The following is a 16,645-nucleotide window of genomic DNA, read 5'->3' as shown; positions in this document are numbered from 1 at the left end:
ACTTTTTTGATTTGCTATAGAGGCAGGTATGGAAAGATCCACGAAACAAAGCGGCTTCACCCTGATTGAATTGATGATTTCAATCGTCATACTTGCAGTTTTGCTGGGCTTGGCCGCGCCAGCATTTATCGAACTGGTGAGGGATAACCGCATTCAAACCAGTGCCGACCAGTTCTTCACCTCGTTGATTCTTGCCAGAAGTGAGGCATTGAAAAGAAACCAGCCTGTGGTGATGTGTAAAAGCACTGACGGTGAGAATTGCACCACCGCCGATGATTGGGCCGGGGGATGGCTGACCTATGCGGACGAGAATGCAGATGGTGCTCTCGATTCGGGTGAACCCGTCATAAATGCCCAGCAAGGACTGCCCGGCGGCTACACCCTCACCACCAAAGGCAGCAGTTTCACCAATCAGTTGACTTATCGACAGGATGGCAGCGCATCGGGTTTTGATACCTTTGTACTCTGTGATGCCAAGGGCGATACAGCCAGCGCTAAGGAGATTGTGATCAATATCGTGGGTCGTCCCAGAATGACCAAGACCACCGATAATTGTTCGCCCTGAAGTTATTTGCCCATAGGGTTGTTTGTACTTTTGCACCAGAGGGATCAGTGAGACAGTTAATGAGACGTTTATCCAGGGAAAAAGGCGTTGGGCTGATTGAAGTCCTGATAGCAGTGCTGGTGCTGTCTGTGGGTTTGTTGGGCATGGTAGCCATGCAGATCACGGCAAAAAGAAATTCCTTTGAGGCAGCGCAGCGTTCCATAGCCACCGGCCTGTCCAGAGATATTCTGGAAAGGATCCGCAGCAACCCCGGCGAAGTGGCCACCTATGTCAGTAATTTGGGGGGCGAGTCCATCACCACGGCGCCCGCGAGTTGCAATACCGGCATCTGCACACCCAACGCCCTCGCCCAGAGAGACCTGTACGAATGGGAACAGCTGCTCGACGGTGCGGCCGAGAAAATCACCATTGATGGCACTGAATTCAGCGCGGGGGGCCTGGTGGATCCCCGCGCCTGCATTACCAACAGTTCCGGCGTGGTAACCGTTTCCATCGTCTGGAAAGGGGTTGCTGAAATCAACAATCCCACTGCATCAAGCTGTGGTGAAGCCAGTGGTCTCTACGGAGCTGATAACAAACAGCGGCGTTTAATGGTGATGTCAACCTTTGTCACTGATCTCTGATCAGAACCGGTTAAGCATTGCCGGTTAAAGCGGGCCGGAAAAGCCGAACATATAGAGCAAACGGGATGTTAAAGAGAACAGGAATGAAGTTTTCCAGAATAGATCGCCAGCGCGGATTTTCGTTGATCGAGTTAATGGTCTCCATTCTGCTGGGCCTGTTTCTGACCGCAGGGGTTATCTCTGTGTACATCGACAGCAAAAGCAATTACCAGTCAGAGGATGAACTGGCCCGAATTCAGGAAAATGGCCGCTATGCGCTCGAGCTGCTGAAAAGAGAGTTGGCCCTGGTGGGATTTTTTGGCGGAAACCTCAATACCGGTGGCATCGCGCCCGGCACAGTTACCGCGGATTGCAGTGCCAACTGGACCCTGAACACCGATGAACCACTGGATTTTATCAATGATTTTGCTTCGTCACTGACCACGGTGAATGGCATCACGCTGGGCTGCCTGAGCAGTGCGGATATTGTGCCGGGGACCGATCTTGTCACGATCAAGCGCACCGCCGGGGATTTCACCCTGAAAAACGGCGTGTATAACGATGGGCTGACCAAGGCAGATGACAGCCAGTGGTATCTTCGCATGGCCGGTTTTGGCGATGTGATGGAATGGACCTACATCGACAGCAGTGGAGGCTTCGATTCGGCGGATGTCGGCCTGGGCTCGGAAGTAGCCTATTGGGAATACAATACCAATATCTTTTATATCCGGAACTATTCTGTCGATACCGACGATGGGGTGCCCACCCTTTGTGCAGAGCGGCTGGTGGGCGACAGCATCAGCAACCAGTGTCTGATCGAGGGTATAGAGGACATGCAGATCGAATTCGGCGTTGATACGGATGGCGATGGTGTTCCCAACCAGTTCAAGGCAGCGCCCACCGGTGCAGAGCTGGGTACCGCGGTGGTGGCCCGGATTTATCTGCTGGTCAGAAGCATTGATCCGGTGGCGGGCTACACCAATGAAAAAACCTACTCACTGGGTGAAAAGGCCGTGGCAGCGAAGAATGATCGCTACCTGCGCCGGGTGTTTACCACCACGATCCAGATGAGAAATACTACGCTGCCGGCCACCTGAGGTGAATTTGATGAAGACAATAGCCAAAAGTCCACCGCGCAGGTCTGCCAATGCTGGTGCCGTACTGCTGGTAGCCATGGTATTTATGTTGCTGTTGGCACTGGTGGCCGGCACGGTCATGCAAACCAGCATGCTGGAATTCCGTATGGCCGGTAACGACCAGTTTCGCGAGGAGGCTTTTCAGCAGGCTCAGGCGGTTGCTGCATCCATCACGGAAGATATTAACAATTTCCCGGTGTCCGGCGCGGTGGGCTACACCATATGTCAGGCCGGTAGCGCCAATCCGGATTGCAATATCACCACGTTAAATTACGACACCACGGTGGTGACTGATGCGGATCTGGTCAGCGCTCTGGTCACCAGAGAGGGGCCTCTGATACTGGAGACCTTTCCGGTCAGGTTGTCTGAATCACAGACCAGCAGCTCCCCCAGTTTTGATGCGGCAGTGTTTGAAGTTCAGGTTGAGTATAACGGTAGTGAAGAAGGACTGGGCAATGCGGCGATCGTGCAGGGCACCGCCGTCCGTATTGCCAGTTCGTCACAGTAAGGCCAGGGAGCAATGCGATGAAAAAGTTTGTTTATATGTGTCTGGTGGCGGGCCTGTTCACTCTGCCAAAAGCCTATGCGGATGATATTGATATTTACGTCAATGCCACGGTGGAGGGCAGTGAGCCCTATGTGATGCTGGATCTGGATTGGCGTCCCCCTCTCTTTGGCCCGCTTTGTGACTACGGCCCCAGTGGTGACTGTAAAGATATTATGAGTCCTGAGGCTTATGCTTTTCTGGAGAGTCGCGCAGATGGTGGATTTGTCAATCGGTTCGAAGGGTTTGTTGCGGTATTTCAGGCCATTGTCAGCAACCCCCTGTTTGACCCGATTTATATGGGTTTGATGATATCCAACTTCGATGAGGGAGGCACAATTCTCGAGGGCTACAAACAGCTTGGTACCGATAAAGAGGAACTTATCGCTACGATGAAGGCGATTCCCACTAATCCATCTCAAAGTACTACTCACCAACTTTTTGCCAAAGAGACTTACTTTGAGTGGCACCGCTATATCAATGGCCGGGCGATTTTTCGGGGCACATCAGTGGACGACAATTTTGGAGGTGATGCCAGCGCCCCCTCCTATGATGCGGATATTATCAGCGGAACAAATTATATTTCCCCGTTTGATGATCCCTCGGCCTGTCCCAAACTGTTTTCGATCATGATTGCCCTGAACACGGATCAGGGGTCCAATATAGCCAGCAATGAAATCAGGACTGAAATTCCTGTTCCCAAAAATAATCCCAGCTTTCCCGATATGCTGACAGCCATGCACGATCCGGAAACCGATCTGTTGTCTACTATCACTCAGGTAACGCCTTTGCAAAAAACCTGGGTCATCTCTGACGGAGTCAGTACAGGCACGATTCCTTCCTGGTCGCGGGCCGGTGGCACCGGTGCACCATTAGATTTAACGGATCCCGTTCAGTTGGAAAAGGACCTGACCGATGCCTTTAACGAGGTGATCAGTGTCAGTTCTACCTTTGTGGCGGCCTCGGTCCCCGTCAATGTGTTTAACCGCACCGATACACTGGATAATGTTTATGTGGCCCTGTTTGAGGCGCAGTCAACGTTGCGCTGGCCGGGTAATCTGAAAAAACTCAAGTTGGCGGATTCCGACCTTGACGGGCGTTTTGATGAAGTGCAGGACGCCAATGGTGAGCCGGGTTTTGAAAGTACGGGTAATGATATCGGTCGTATCACTTTCAATGCCCTGACCTTTTGGACGGACAAGGATGAATTGCCAGTCGAGGAAGGACTTCCCAATGAAGCCGACGGCAGAACCGTGAGCCGCGGCGGGGCCGGACAGAAAATCAAGGGTTTTATCGACGGCAATGGTGTTGTCGGTGAAACCAATGCTACCACCGGCGCCCGGCAGATGTTTGTCGAACCAGCCACCATCACTAACGGTGGCAGTAACTCCCTGGATCCTTTCAATGCGGATAACACCACCGCCGAGGCGCTTCATCCGTTTCTGTTGCCGGATCTGGCCGATGGTACGGACGTTCCACAGGCGCTGGAGTTAATCCAATGGGGCCGCGGGTTGGATATAGATGATGAGGATGCCGATGGCGAGACAGGCGATCCACGTCCGTGGTTGCTGGGCGATGCCATTCACTCCCGGCCACTGGCAATCAACTACGGTACCACCGGCAGCTACACCGAGGACAATCCGAATATCCGTATCTTTATGGGCACCAACGATGGTGTGTTCCATATTTTTGAAAACACTGAACCGGGCAGTCTGGGCACTGAATCCGGTGAAGAGGTGTTTGCTTTTTACCCGCGCGAATCTCTGGACAAAATTGCCCTGCGCCGCACCAATACGGAGTCGAGTAACAAAATGCGTTACGGGGTCGACGGCACCCCTGTGGCCCTGGTGATCGACAATAATCAGAATGGCAATGTTGAAACCGCCGATAACGACAAGGTCTACGTGTATGTGGGAATGCGGCGCGGCGGTAACAGTTACTATGCCTTTGATGTGAGTGATCCATCGGCTACACCCATCCTGAAATGGAAAATCAGCCAGACTGATGGCGGCGATTTTGACGAGCTGGGTATGACCTTTGCCACCCCGACAGTGGGCAAAGTGAAATTCGGCAGTACCTCGACCAATGTATTGATTTTTACCGGTGGCTATAACGGCGGCTGGAACGACGCCTACACCAGCCGGGTGGGCAAGGACCTGAACGACGCCGATGACGATGTGGGCAATGCCATCTATATCGTCAATACCGAAACCGGCGAATTGATCTGGAAAGCGGTGGGTGGCACCACCACCGGCGCATCCTCGTCATCTTCAGCCAGCGGCTTTGAATACACCCACGCGGACATGGTGGACAGTTTCCCTTCATCGGTCTCGGTGCTGAGCAATCTGAGCGGTGATATCCACCGCATTTATGTGGGCGACAGTGGTGGGGCCGTCTGGCGGGTGGATATCCCGGAGGTTTCCGACCCGGCGGACGTGGAAGAGAAATGGTTTGTGACCAAATTTGCCGAACTCGGCACCGATGGCGCCACCACGGATCGGCGGTTCTTCCATGAGCCGGACCTGATTGAGTCCTATGATGCCGGTGGCAATTTCGATGGTGTGCTGATTACCTCCGGTAATCGGGCAGGTCCGTTGGAAACCGATGTCAGCAACTATCTCTTTTACCTCAAGGATCGTTATATCGACAGTGGCAATACCATGGTGAAATCCAGAGAGCCCCTGGTCATCGACGATATTTCCGACCAGACAGCCTGTGTTACCGGTACCGAGGGCAGCTGTAATGCCAGTCTTCCACTCGGCTGGAAGCTGCAATTGACCGATGCCGGTGAAAAAGGTTTGGCGACCCCGCTGGTGGATTCCGGTCTGGTGTTTGTCAGTACCTATGCGCCTACCGATGTCAGCGAAGATGTCTGCGGTGTCAGTGAAGGCGGCGGCTCTGTGTATGTGCTGAATCTGGTGGATGGTACAGCGCCGTTCAACGATCAGCGCAAGTACTATGTCGGCCCCGGTATCCCCCCTGGTGCACTGACTCTGGGGGATGAGATCTTCTTCCCCGGTGGCGGTATCAATCTGGGGGATCTGGACGGTGATGGCATTGACGATGGTCGCAAGAAGCTGTTCCAAAGCCTGGGTAAAAACCTCTGGATCATGTACTGGCGCGAGCCGGGTATTGATGATCTGTAAGCAAACCTGACGAGAGCCGATGATGCAAAATTTTCCTGTTCAACAAAAGCGGTCGTTTGGTTTTACGCTGATCGAACTGATGGTGGTGATCGCGATTGTGGCCCTGCTGGTGATGGTGGCGATGCCAGCTTACGACGGCTACGTGCGTAAGACCCAGAGGAGCATTGGCAAGGCTGAATTAATGTCGGTGATGGCGCGTCAGGAGCAGTTCTTTGTCAATAACAAGCAGTATGCGACAACCCTGACCGACCTGGGATATACCGCCAGTCCCTATGCCATCAATCGCGATGGCGATGAAGTGGCGGTAACCGCGGCCAGCCGGATCTACCAGATCGCCATATCGGACGCGACTGTGGCAGCATTTACCCTGCAGGCCATACCGCAGGGTAGTCAGGCGAAAGATACCCAGTGTGGCACGCTGCAAATCACTTCGGTTGGCGTGAAGAGTATCGTCGATGGCTCGGGTTCGGTATCGGACTGCTGGTAATGACGTTACTCGATACCGTATTTCTTCAGTTTGTGGCGAATCTGCCGGAAGCTGATGCCGAGTTTGTCCGCGGCGGCTGTTTTGTTCCAGCGATTTTGCTCCAGGGCTGAAACAATAATCTGTTTTTCCACCTCACCCAGATAATCATCCAGTGAGGCAAAACCCGCCGCGGCAAAGTCTCTGGCTCCCCGGTCGTGGACTTCTGCCTTGCTGAGCAAGCGGGTGTCCGGCAAGCCGAGATGTTCCGTGTCGATCCGTGTGCTGTCGCACAGGGTAAAGGCTCTCTCCAGGATATTTTCCAGCTCCCGGATATTGCCGGGAAAAGGGTGCTGTTGCAGGCTGGTCAGAGCGCTTTCGGAGAGACTGGGCGCTATGATCCCCGCTTCCCTGGCAAATCGTTCGAGGAAATGGTTTGTCAGCAGTGGAATATCCTCTTTTCGATCGCGCAGGCTCGGCACAGCCAGCTCAATGACGTTGATCCGGTAGTAGAGATCCTGGCGAAACAGGTTTTTTGCAATCTCTGCCGACAGGTCCTTGTGGGTGGCACTGAGGATGCGCACATCGACCGGGATTTCCTCTTCTGCCCCCACCGGGCGGATACTTTTTTCCTGAATGGCCCTCAGCAGTTTCACCTGCATTGGCAGGGTCAGATCCGCCACTTCATCCAGCAGCAGGGTGCCGCCATTGGCGGCCTGGAACAGCCCCTGCTTGTCCTGATGGGCGCCGGTAAAGCTGCCTTTTTTATGACCGAAAAATTCACTTTCCATCAATTCAGAGGGAATCGCCCCGCAGTTCACCGGGATAAAAGGACCGTTGGCTCTGGAGCTGAGATAGTGGATGGCTCTGGTCACCAGTTCCTTGCCGCTGCCGGATTCGCCACTGATAAAAATCGGTGCCTGGCTGCGCGCCACCCGTCGAATCTTTTGTTTGAGTAAATCGATAGCGGGCGATTCACCGAGCAGCACGGTTTCCGGTGTGGCCGGGTTGGGCACCTCGCGCTTTAATTGCAGTGCAGATTGGACAATGCTCCGCAACCGTATCAGTTGCAGGGGTTTGGAAATAAAATCGAAGGCACCTTTTTTCAGGGCATCGATAGCGATTTCCATATTGCCATGGGCGGTGATCATGGCCACCGGCAGGTGGGGGGCGATGGTCTGTATATGATCGACCAGTTCCAGCCCGTTGCCGTCGGGCATTTTCATGTCGGTGAGACAGAGGTCGAATTCCTCGCTCTCGAGCAATTTTCTCGCTTTGGCCAGTTTGGCTGCGGTGACCACTTCCAGTCCCATTTGCTCAAGCGTTATTGTGAGTAGCTCCCGGATATCCGGTTCGTCATCTACCACCAGTACGCGTTTTTTCATCATGACTGCGGCCTTGGTAATATCCGTTCAGGGCGAGAGAAACCTATGCGAAAGTAACTGTTTTTCGGCTCGTCGCCAAAGTAATTCAGCGATGCGTAGTTTACCCCGCAAAGTTCTTTGGCCAGATAGAGGCCCAGCCCTGAACCCTCGTGTGAGGTGGTGAAAAAAGGTTCAAAGATAAATTCCTGATCTTCGACGGCAACCCCCGGTCCATCATCAAACACGTCCAGAAACGGCAATTCCGAAGCCGTATCCTTTGATACCACCAGCCTGATCCGGCGCTGCCCGGTGGCCTGCTCGCTGAAACGCAGACCGTTGTCCACCAGGTTGGTCAGTATCTGGGCCAGATGGCCCGGGTCAAAGAAAATCCGGGTGTCCTGGCTGAGGCTCTCGATCTCTATGACGCAGGGGTCGCGCTGGGTATCCATGAATTCATTGCGGAATTTTTTCAGCCATTGCAGTAGCCAGATTTTCTGAAATTCGGGCATCTTCTGCCGCGAGAGTTGTAGGACATTTTCCACGATCTGGTTTACCCGAAGGGAATGGCGCTGAACGATATCCAGCAGTTTGGCCTGGCTGTTGTCGGTGATCTGTTCTGCGAGCAATTGCGACGCGTGGCTGATGGCGCCTAGGGGGTTGCGGATTTCGTGGGCAATGCTGCCGGTCAAGCGACCGAGTGAGGCGAGTTTCAGTTGCTGGGCGTGTTGCGAAAGGGAGCGGGTGTCCTCGAGAAAAATCAGGGTCTGCTTGTTTTCTCCCTGGTGAAGCGAGGTGAAGTTGGCCTGGATTTCGATGGATGAAGCCGAGGTTTTGAAGGTCGGGGTTCGCAGCCAGCGGTAGGTTTTCCAGCGATCGAGCTGTTGGTAAAGTGGCATGATCAGGCTGATTGGTTGGCCGACCCCGAGGGGTTTCTCCGGTTGCTGTCCATCCAACAGTTGAATGGCGGCACTGTTGATCAGTTTGATGTTGTCCTGCCGGTCGACCACCACAATGCCGGTGCGCATCCGTTTGACAATCGATTCATTGAGTTGCTGTAGCTGTTCGCTCTCAATGGCTTTTTCCGCTGCGATAGTTTGGGCGAGGCGGATTCTCTGGGTGAGCACCTGGAAAAGCAGGGCCGTGGCGAACAGCAGTATGCCGAGAATTCCGGCGGGGAAAATGGATTCCCGGCTTTGGCCGAGAATCATGCTCGTCGAGAGCGTTTCCAGCATCACACAGATGCTGGCGGTGGCCGCCAGTAGCAGTGCCAGTTGGCCGGCCACCAGAATGCTGCCTGCGGCGACAGTGGCCAGCATCAGGAACCCCAACCCGCTGTCCAGCCCGCCACTGGCGTGCATCATCAGCGTGATTGCCACCATGTCGGTCAACAGTATAAAGAACAGCATCTGGATGCCGGGCGTTGCCCGATAGACTTTCAGGGAAATCAGTGACAGCAGACACAGCGCGGTGTAGATGCTGACGGTTCCCAGAAAAAGTCGGGGTATTTCGGCGCCGAGAATTCGGGTAGCAAGGCCGGTCAGGTACATTGTCAGCAAAGCGCTGGACAGAATGACCCGGTAATAGCCGTATACCTTGAGCAGGCTGTCCGGTGCCGGCGGGGTGGTCACTTTGCCGATATTGAGTTGCATGGGGGGTGCTGATTACTGGTCGTAAATGGTAGGAATCGGGACACGCTTGTGCTGGGTGTTCTGGTAGATCTCGATAATCCGGTTCACGACCGCCTCACTGACAGGCTTGGCCTCCAGAAAATCATCCAGTTCATCGTAGCTGATGCCGAGGGCCTGTTCGTCGGCTTTCTGTGGAGCAAGGCATTCCAGATCGGCCGTTGGTGTTTTGTTGACCAGGCGTTCAGGTGCGCCGAGGAAAGCGGCCAGCTCCCTGACCTGCCGTTTGTTGAGGCCGAACAGGGGCGCCAGGTCACAGGCACCGTCACCCCATTTGGTATAAAAACCCGTGACGTTCTCTGCCGAATGGTCAGTGCCGAGCACCAGTCCGCCCAGCAAGCCAGCGACCTGGTACTGGATAACCATGCGAGTGCGGGCTTTGGTGTTGCCTTTGGCGAAGTCCATTTGCGCGGTTGAAGCCATCAGCAGCCTGTGACTGTCCAGCGCACCGAGCACTTCTTCGTGAATGGCTTCCACAGCCGGCTTGATATTGACGATTAGACATTCAGTCGGATTGATGAAGTCAACCGCCAGCTGGGCTTCATACTCATCAGCCTGGATGCCAAATGGCAGCCGCACAGCAATAAAGCGATAGAGAGGCTCGCCCTGTTCCTGATTCAGTTGCTCGACGGCCAGTTGCGCCAGACGCCCACAGGTTGTTGAGTCAATTCCGCCACTGATGCCCAGCACCAGATTGCACAGGCCTGAGCCGCTCAGTATCGATTTGATAAAGTCAATGCGTCGGGTGATCTCGTAAGCCGGATCAATATTGGGCAGGACTTTCATCTCCTGCAGAATAATGGTGGCATCTGGCGTTGGCATCGCTGTTTTCTCCGGATAGGGTTGACCGATGCCGAGTGAACTTCCCGTACATCAACGTTCATCAAGAATAACGGATTTTTGCAACAGATTGGACCGCAACCGCTTAATTTACCCGTTTGAAAAACCGGTCCATAAAAGCGGATAAGGGAGCAAATGCTCCTTTATTGGGTTGATATTTTCAATCAGAGGCTGTGAGTACCTCTATCAATCGAGTACACCCAGGGTCAGCCAGCTGAGCCAGGATCGTTTTTCTCCGCTGTCTGACAGATTGCGATAACGCTCGTTGAATACATGGCGGGAATCAAATCTGGGTGGCTCCGGGTGATCGTAGAGACCGAAGGTCATTTTGTTCAGCCAGGTTGGCTCGATAAAGTGGGGATCTTCCTGGTACTGAAATTGACCACTGGCATCCAGCGCCGGGTGCTGGGGGTAGTTGGCGGCAAGCAGCTCTGCCGCATCTGCCGCGAGCTCTTCCATCTGCATGAAGTGATAGGCCTGTGCCATGACGGCCAGTCCGTCGGGCACTGCGGGGGTTTTCTGGAAATTTTCAACCACATAACGACCGCGGTTGGCAGCGGCCAGATAGGCGCCCCTCAGAAAATAGTAGTTGGCGGCATGTATCTCGTGACGGGCCAGGATATTGCGCAGGTAGACCATCCGTTTCCGGGCGTCCGGTGCGTAAGCGCTTTCGGGGAGGCGGTTGATCAGTTCATTGAAGGTGACAAACGAGTTGCGAGCAGAGCCGGGGTCGCGCTTGGTTTCATCCGTGGGAAGAAATTGCTCAAAAAACCCCTTACTCTGAACAAATGAGGCCAGGCCTTTCAGGTAGTAGGCATAATCCACATTGGGGTGTTGGGGATGCAGGCGGATAAAGCGGTCGGCGGAGGCAATGGTGGCTTCATAATCCTGAGATCTGAAGTAGGCGTAAATAAGCTCCAACTGTGCCTGCTCAGCGTAGTCGCCAAACGGGTACTGCGCTTCCAGTGCTTCCAGGTTTTCAATCGCCTGAAACCAGTAACCGGAGCCCAGTTCTTGCTGGATTTTTTCAAAGAAGTCTGCCTCGGTATAACCGGAGGTATCTGTTTTATCTCCATCCTTGTCATCACCACCTCCGAGCCAGGCACAACCACTGGTCAGAAAAACCGAGCAAACAAACAGAAGGGCGGGAATTCGCATGGAATGATTGAATCCTGGTGAGTCAATGGTGAAAGTGTTTTTATCGGCTGAAGTAAAGCCTGTAAGATGGACTATTTAACCACAGCCCAGAGCGGATTCAAAACCTCAATGACTGAACCTGTTGTTCTCAATGCTATTGTTCCAGAGACCTTTGGTGGTGCCCGGGTTGACCAGGTGGCTGCCGAGTTGTTCAAGGGCTTTTCCCGCTCTCGTTTGCAGCGCTGGATCAAGGAGGGCGATCTGCTGATTGATGGCAGATCCTGTCGTCCACGCGATCGGCTATTTGGTGGAGAGAAACTGACGGTGAGGGCGGAGCTGGAGCCGGAGGGCGAGTGGTCAGCCGAGCCGATTGCGCTGGACATCGTTCATGAAGATGAGCACTTGCTGGTGATCAACAAGCCGGCCGGGCTGGTGGTGCATCCGGCCGCCGGCAATTATCAGGGCACTCTGCTGAACGGCCTGATTCACCATCTGCCGGGCAATGAAAACATTCCCAGAGCCGGGATTGTGCATCGGCTGGATAAAGACACCACCGGTCTGATGGTGGTGGCGAAAACGCTGGCTGCCCACCAATCGCTGATCCGGCAGTTGCAGGACAGAACCGTGAGTCGTGAATACGAGGCAGTCGTGCCGGGCGTCATGACGGGCGGCGGAACAGTCAACAAGCCAGTGGGTCGACACCCGCAGGTGAGAACCAAAATGGCGGTGCTCGATCATGGCGGCAAGGAGGCCATTACTCATTATCGGGTGATCGAGCGGTTCGTCGGTCATACCCATATCCGTCTGAAACTGGAAACCGGGCGAACCCATCAGATACGGGTGCATATGGCCTCAATCGGCTACCCGCTGGTGGGCGATACTACCTACGGTGGCCGTTTAAAACTGCCGAAAGGGGCCTCTGCCGATCTTCAGGATACCCTGCGCGCATTCAGGCGACAGGCTCTGCATGCTGCCAGACTGGCGTTGATACATCCGCAGACAGAAACGCTGGTCGAATGGCAGGCAGCGGCCCCGCAGGATTTCAGGCATCTGCTGGATGCGCTGCGGTCCGATCATGCACAAGCTGATTGATCCAATGCCGGTCATCCTCCCGGATTGGCCCGCTCCCTCCTCTATTAAAGCTGCCGTCAGCACGCGTCGAGGAGGGGTATCTGCGGGACCCTGGCGAAGCCTGAACCTGGCATCTCATGTTGGAGACAATGACCTTTCTGTTCAGCAGAACTGGCAATTGCTGGGCGCGTTGCTTGGTCTTCCCGGTGCCCCGCAGTTGCTGGAACAGGTTCACGGTATTGATCTGATTCAGGCACAAAATGACGGCGTTATTCGCCGTGCGGATGCCTGTTACAGTGATCGCCGAGAGGTGGTTTGTACCGTGATGACAGCCGATTGTCTGCCGATCCTGATCTGCGACAGAGCCGGCATGGAGGTGGCGGCTGTTCATGCCGGTTGGCGTGGCTTGGCCGGGGGTATTGTGGCCAGTGTGGTCAGGCAGTTCAGAAGCCGGCCCGACCAGCTGCTGGTGTGGCTTGGGCCAGCCATTAGCCAGCCTCATTTCGAAGTGGGCGAAGACGTGTATCGGGCATTTCTTGCCAACGCACCGACGTGGGGCTCGACGCAACAGGTTGATGCCTGTTTTATCAGAACCGGTTCTGACCGCTGGCATGCAGACATTTATGCGCTTGCCCGACTGGCGCTCTCGGCAGAGGCCGTTACCCAGGTTTATGGGGGCGACTGCTGTACTTTTGCGGACCCCGAATCTTTTTACTCCTATCGCCGCGACGGTCAGACCGGACGAATGGCCAGCTTGATCTGGATCAGTTAAACCCCGCCATACGCTTGAATTCCAATGGCCGGCCCCAATTATATGTTCTAACAAACATTATTGAGGTTGATTATGCGGTTTGACCGTTTTACCAGTCACTTGCAAAGTGCAATTTCCGATGCGCAATCGATGGCGGTGGGCCGTGATCATACGGCGATTGAGCCTGTCCATCTGGTGTTGGCGCTGTTGAGCCAGCAGGGTGGTGCCATCGGGCCCATGCTCCGTCAGGCGGGATTTGATCTTGCCGGACTGAAAGCCGAACTTACCCGGCAACTGGATCGGTTGCCAAAAATCCAGTCTCCCACTGGCGATATCACCGTTTCACTTGAGCTAGGGCGATTGTTGAATCTGGCGGACAAGCAGGCCCAGCAACAGGGCGACCAATATATTTCCAGTGAGGCGGTGCTGTTGGCTGCCTTTGAGGACAAAGGCGATATTGGCAAGTCTCTGGCCAAATTTGGTGACAAGGGCAAACTGAAAGCTGTGGTGGAAAAAATTCGTGGAGGAGAGGCAGTGACAGATCCGGATGCTGAAGGCAGCCGTCAGGCATTGGAAAAATACACCATTGATCTCACCGACCGCGCCGAACAGGGCAAGCTGGATCCGGTGATCGGCCGGGATGATGAAATTCGCCGTACCATCCAGGTATTGCAACGCCGCACCAAGAACAACCCGGTGCTGATCGGTGAGCCCGGTGTGGGTAAAACCGCCATTATCGAGGGATTGGCGCAACGCGTCGTGAATGGTGAAGTTCCGGAAGGGTTGAAGGATAAACGTGTGCTGTCCCTCGATCTGGGGGCGCTGCTGGCAGGGGCCAAGTTTCGCGGTGATTTTGAAGAGCGGCTCAAGGCGGTACTCAATGAGCTCGGCAAGCAGGAGGGCCGGATTATCCTGTTTATCGATGAGTTGCACACCATGGTCGGTGCGGGTAAAGCCGAGGGAGCCATGGATGCAGGGAATATGCTCAAGCCTGCCCTGGCCCGTGGTGAGCTGCACTGCGTCGGCGCCACCACGCTGGATGAATATCGCAAGTACATCGAAAAAGATGCGGCGCTGGAGCGGCGTTTTCAAAAGGTTCAGGTGGATGAGCCCAACGAAGAGGACACCATTGCCATTCTGCGGGGCCTGAAGGAGCGCTATGAAGTCCACCATGGGGTGGATATCACGGACTCTGCGATTGTCGCTGCGGCCAAACTGTCGCAGCGCTACATCACTGACCGCCAGTTGCCGGACAAGGCGATTGATCTGGTGGACGAGGCGGCCAGCCGTATTCGTATGGAAATTGACTCCAAACCGGAAGAAATGGATCGTCTGGAACGGCGTCTGATTCAGCTGAAAATGGAGCGGGAAGCGATCAAGAAGGAAGAGGATGAAGCATCCCGTAAACGGTTGGAGAAAATTGAAAAGGATATTGAGTCAATCGGCAGGGAATATACCGATCTTGACGAAATCTGGAAAGCTGAAAAAGCCGCTGTACAGGGTTCTGCAAAGATCAAGAGCGATCTCGAGCAGGCCCGCATCGATATGGATGCCGCCCGGCGTGCCGGCGACCTGACGAAAATGTCGGAACTGCAATATGGCCGCATTCCAGAACTGGAAAAGCAGTTGGCTGCGGCCAGTGAAGCGGAGACCCGCGAGACGCATTTATTGCGCAACAAGGTGACCGAGGAAGAAATTGCCGAGGTGGTTTCCAAATGGACCGGCATCCCCGTATCCAAGATGCTGGAGGGAGAACGGGAAAAGCTGTTGCGTATGGAAGATGCCCTGCACAAACGGGTGATAGGTCAGCAGGAAGCCGTGGTGGCGGTGTCCAATGCTGTGCGCCGCAGTCGGGCCGGGCTGTCCGACCCCAATCGCCCGAACGGTTCCTTTCTGTTTCTCGGCCCCACCGGAGTGGGTAAAACCGAACTCTGCAAGGCGTTGGCGGAATTCCTGTTTGACAGCCCTGATGCCATGGTGCGGATCGATATGTCGGAGTTCATGGAGAAGCATTCAGTGGCCAGACTGGTGGGTGCACCTCCCGGTTATGTGGGTTACGAAGAGGGCGGTTACCTGACCGAGGCAGTGCGGCGTCGTCCCTATTCAGTGTTGCTGCTGGATGAGGTGGAAAAAGCACATCCCGATGTATTCAATATTCTGTTGCAGGTGCTGGATGACGGCCGGCTGACCGATGGCCAGGGTCGCACGGTGGATTTCCGCAACACCGTGATTGTGATGACCTCCAACCTGGGCTCTGACCGGATTCAGGCGGTGGTGGAAGATCACTCATTCGATACCATCAGTTTTGATGGAGGGGCCGGCGATCAATTGTCGGATGACTCCACCACCAACGAGAATCGCTACGAGGCCATGAAACAGGCGGTGATGGAAGTGGTGGAAGGGCACTTTCGTCCGGAGTTCATCAACCGGATTGACGAAGTGGTGGTATTCCATCCGCTGGGCCGGGATCAGATCAAGGGTATCGCTCAGATTCAGCTCGGCTTGCTGACAAAACGGTTACAGGAACGGGATTTGTCGTTGCGCCTGTCCGATGAGGTGATGAATAAAATCTGTGAAGCAGGCTTTGATCCGGTTTACGGCGCCAGACCGCTGAAAAGAGCGATTCAACAATTGCTGGAAAACCCGCTTGCACAGGCGGTGCTGGGTGGCAGTTTCGCGCCGGGTACTCTGATTGACGCGAGCCTGTCCGGGGATAAGGTGGTGTTTGCAGCGGCCTGACCGGGTTAATCCCCCAGGCTTTGCCGAAGGGGATTAACCGCAGTGTCAGCTTGCGGCAGCCACTTTCTTCATCCTGCCCAATCCGGTTGGCAGGACTCTATTCGCAGAACTCACTGATTTCCTGGCGTGATTTTGCCTGCCATTCCTGGTGCTCCTCGGCTGTCAGATACCGCTCTTCACCGCTTTTATCATCGTTGATCAGTACGCGGGGGTGTGTTTCGAGACCGCCGAGACGTTTTTTGGCGAGGTCGCAATTGGCGCGTTTTTCCTCAGCGGTGTAAGCCGGCTTGGGCTCGGTGTTGGTGCTTACCCGGTCCTTCCTGGGCGAGGTTTCTTCGCCGTTGTTCTCATCTTCAGACTCGTCAGTGTCAGCGCTTTCTTCGGCTGTTTTCTGCTGTTTGAGCTTGATGACTTCTGCCTGTTCGTCTATTGGCGGTTTCTCAGAGAAATGCCATGCGCCACTGGCATCCTGCCATTTGTAGACCTGTGCCGCATGCAAGGGGAGGCACAGGGTTGTTGCCAGCACAGCGAGAGCGAGGTTGTTGATGTGTTTCATGTCTGTGAACCTTCCGTGAGCCTGTTGTGTCGGTTGAAAGCCGTAT

Annotated in this window: 14 protein-coding genes; 9 read left to right on the top strand and 5 right to left on the bottom strand. The window is 54.6% G+C overall.

The features are described 5' to 3' along the window. The first annotated feature begins 28 nt into the window (after positions 1-28). From ACTF5G_RS04115 to ACTF5G_RS04090, 6 genes are all read left to right on the top strand, one after another. Positions 29-565: a GspH/FimT family pseudopilin gene (locus ACTF5G_RS04115; RefSeq protein ID WP_438951551.1), complete on the top strand. Its 537-nt coding sequence runs from the start codon at positions 29-31 to the stop codon at positions 563-565. Positions 566-624: 59 nt separating this feature from the next. Further along, complete coding sequence (gene pilV, locus ACTF5G_RS04110; RefSeq protein WP_438951550.1) at positions 625-1,188, top strand: type IV pilus modification protein PilV; 564 nt, start codon at positions 625-627, stop codon at positions 1,186-1,188. A gap of 83 nt (positions 1,189-1,271) precedes the next feature. Beyond that, a complete protein-coding gene (locus tag ACTF5G_RS04105; RefSeq protein ID WP_438951549.1) occupies positions 1,272-2,264 on the top strand; it encodes a PilW family protein in 993 nt (330 codons plus the stop codon). Between the two features lie 10 nt (positions 2,265-2,274). Next, positions 2,275-2,811: a pilus assembly PilX family protein gene (locus tag ACTF5G_RS04100; protein WP_438951548.1), complete on the top strand. Its 537-nt coding sequence runs from the start codon at positions 2,275-2,277 to the stop codon at positions 2,809-2,811. A gap of 17 nt (positions 2,812-2,828) precedes the next feature. After that, entirely contained in the window at positions 2,829-5,993 is a 3,165-nt protein-coding gene (locus tag ACTF5G_RS04095) for a pilus assembly protein (RefSeq protein WP_438951547.1), read from the top strand. 19 nt (positions 5,994-6,012) lie between these two features. Continuing rightward, on the top strand, positions 6,013-6,480 hold the full coding sequence (locus ACTF5G_RS04090) for a type IV pilin protein (protein WP_438951546.1): 468 nt from the start codon (positions 6,013-6,015) through the stop codon (positions 6,478-6,480). Positions 6,481-6,485: 5 nt separating this feature from the next. On the opposite strand, the gene ACTF5G_RS04085 is transcribed toward ACTF5G_RS04090, so the two are convergent. The 4 genes from ACTF5G_RS04085 to ACTF5G_RS04070 all read right to left on the bottom strand — a co-directional run bounded on the left by ACTF5G_RS04085 (position 6,486) and on the right by ACTF5G_RS04070 (position 11,503). Further along, positions 6,486-7,844 (bottom strand): sigma-54-dependent transcriptional regulator, encoded by a 1,359-nt coding sequence (locus ACTF5G_RS04085; protein WP_438951545.1) that lies wholly within the window; start codon positions 7,842-7,844, stop codon positions 6,486-6,488. Then, complete coding sequence (locus ACTF5G_RS04080; protein ID WP_438951544.1) at positions 7,841-9,469, bottom strand: sensor histidine kinase; 1,629 nt, start codon at positions 9,467-9,469, stop codon at positions 7,841-7,843. The genes ACTF5G_RS04085 and ACTF5G_RS04080 overlap by 4 nt, the downstream gene beginning before the upstream one ends. Positions 9,470-9,481: 12 nt before the next feature. Beyond that, the gene (gene nadE / locus ACTF5G_RS04075; RefSeq protein WP_438951543.1) at positions 9,482-10,327 is read right to left on the bottom strand and encodes an ammonia-dependent NAD(+) synthetase; all 846 of its coding nucleotides are present in this window, start codon (positions 10,325-10,327) and stop codon (positions 9,482-9,484) included. A 204-nt stretch (positions 10,328-10,531) separates the two neighbouring features. After that, entirely contained in the window at positions 10,532-11,503 is a 972-nt protein-coding gene (locus ACTF5G_RS04070; protein WP_438951542.1) for an outer membrane protein assembly factor BamD, read from the bottom strand. Between the two features lie 108 nt (positions 11,504-11,611). Between ACTF5G_RS04070 and rluD the strand changes: the two genes are divergently transcribed. From rluD to clpB, 3 genes are all read left to right on the top strand, one after another. Beyond that, complete coding sequence (gene rluD / locus ACTF5G_RS04065; protein ID WP_438951541.1) at positions 11,612-12,574, top strand: 23S rRNA pseudouridine(1911/1915/1917) synthase RluD; 963 nt, start codon at positions 11,612-11,614, stop codon at positions 12,572-12,574. Then, the gene (gene pgeF, locus ACTF5G_RS04060) at positions 12,558-13,325 is read left to right on the top strand and encodes a peptidoglycan editing factor PgeF (protein WP_438951540.1); all 768 of its coding nucleotides are present in this window, start codon (positions 12,558-12,560) and stop codon (positions 13,323-13,325) included. Before rluD ends, pgeF begins: the two co-directional genes overlap by 17 nt. A 72-nt stretch (positions 13,326-13,397) precedes the next feature. Further along, the gene (gene clpB / locus ACTF5G_RS04055) at positions 13,398-16,043 is read left to right on the top strand and encodes an ATP-dependent chaperone ClpB (RefSeq protein WP_438951539.1); all 2,646 of its coding nucleotides are present in this window, start codon (positions 13,398-13,400) and stop codon (positions 16,041-16,043) included. Between the two features lie 97 nt (positions 16,044-16,140). On the opposite strand, the gene ACTF5G_RS04050 is transcribed toward clpB, so the two are convergent. Continuing rightward, entirely contained in the window at positions 16,141-16,599 is a 459-nt protein-coding gene (locus tag ACTF5G_RS04050) for a DUF4124 domain-containing protein (protein WP_438951538.1), read from the bottom strand. Positions 16,600-16,645 lie beyond the last annotated feature (46 nt).

The sequence above is a fragment of the Porticoccus sp. genome (genome assembly GCF_965660005.1).
In the GTDB taxonomy this organism is placed as follows: Bacteria; Pseudomonadota; Gammaproteobacteria; order Pseudomonadales; family Porticoccaceae; genus Porticoccus.
The sequence above is the reverse complement of the archived record's forward strand: the minus strand, read 5'-3'. Positions and strand labels throughout refer to the sequence as shown.

Bases quoted from the DNA above. Each gene is read 5' to 3' on its own strand.
- clpB (WP_438951539.1), top strand. From the start codon at position 13,398: ATGCGGTTTGACCGTTTTACCAGTCACTTGCAAAGTGCAATTTCCGAT.
- ACTF5G_RS04090 (WP_438951546.1), top strand. From the start codon at position 6,013: ATGATGCAAAATTTTCCTGTTCAACAAAAGCGGTCGTTTGGTTTTACG.
- ACTF5G_RS04105 (WP_438951549.1), top strand. From the start codon at position 1,272: ATGAAGTTTTCCAGAATAGATCGCCAGCGCGGATTTTCGTTGATCGAG.
- rluD (WP_438951541.1), top strand. From the start codon at position 11,612: ATGACTGAACCTGTTGTTCTCAATGCTATTGTTCCAGAGACCTTTGGT.
- ACTF5G_RS04080 (WP_438951544.1), bottom strand. From the start codon at position 9,469: ATGCAACTCAATATCGGCAAAGTGACCACCCCGCCGGCACCGGACAGC.
- ACTF5G_RS04070 (WP_438951542.1), bottom strand. From the start codon at position 11,503: ATGCGAATTCCCGCCCTTCTGTTTGTTTGCTCGGTTTTTCTGACCAGT.
- pilV (WP_438951550.1), top strand. From the start codon at position 625: ATGAGACGTTTATCCAGGGAAAAAGGCGTTGGGCTGATTGAAGTCCTG.
- pgeF (WP_438951540.1), top strand. From the start codon at position 12,558: ATGCACAAGCTGATTGATCCAATGCCGGTCATCCTCCCGGATTGGCCC.
- ACTF5G_RS04095 (WP_438951547.1), top strand. From the start codon at position 2,829: ATGAAAAAGTTTGTTTATATGTGTCTGGTGGCGGGCCTGTTCACTCTG.
- ACTF5G_RS04050 (WP_438951538.1), bottom strand. From the start codon at position 16,599: ATGAAACACATCAACAACCTCGCTCTCGCTGTGCTGGCAACAACCCTG.
- ACTF5G_RS04085 (WP_438951545.1), bottom strand. From the start codon at position 7,844: ATGATGAAAAAACGCGTACTGGTGGTAGATGACGAACCGGATATCCGG.
- ACTF5G_RS04100 (WP_438951548.1), top strand. From the start codon at position 2,275: ATGAAGACAATAGCCAAAAGTCCACCGCGCAGGTCTGCCAATGCTGGT.
- nadE (WP_438951543.1), bottom strand. From the start codon at position 10,327: ATGCCAACGCCAGATGCCACCATTATTCTGCAGGAGATGAAAGTCCTG.
- ACTF5G_RS04115 (WP_438951551.1), top strand. From the start codon at position 29: ATGGAAAGATCCACGAAACAAAGCGGCTTCACCCTGATTGAATTGATG.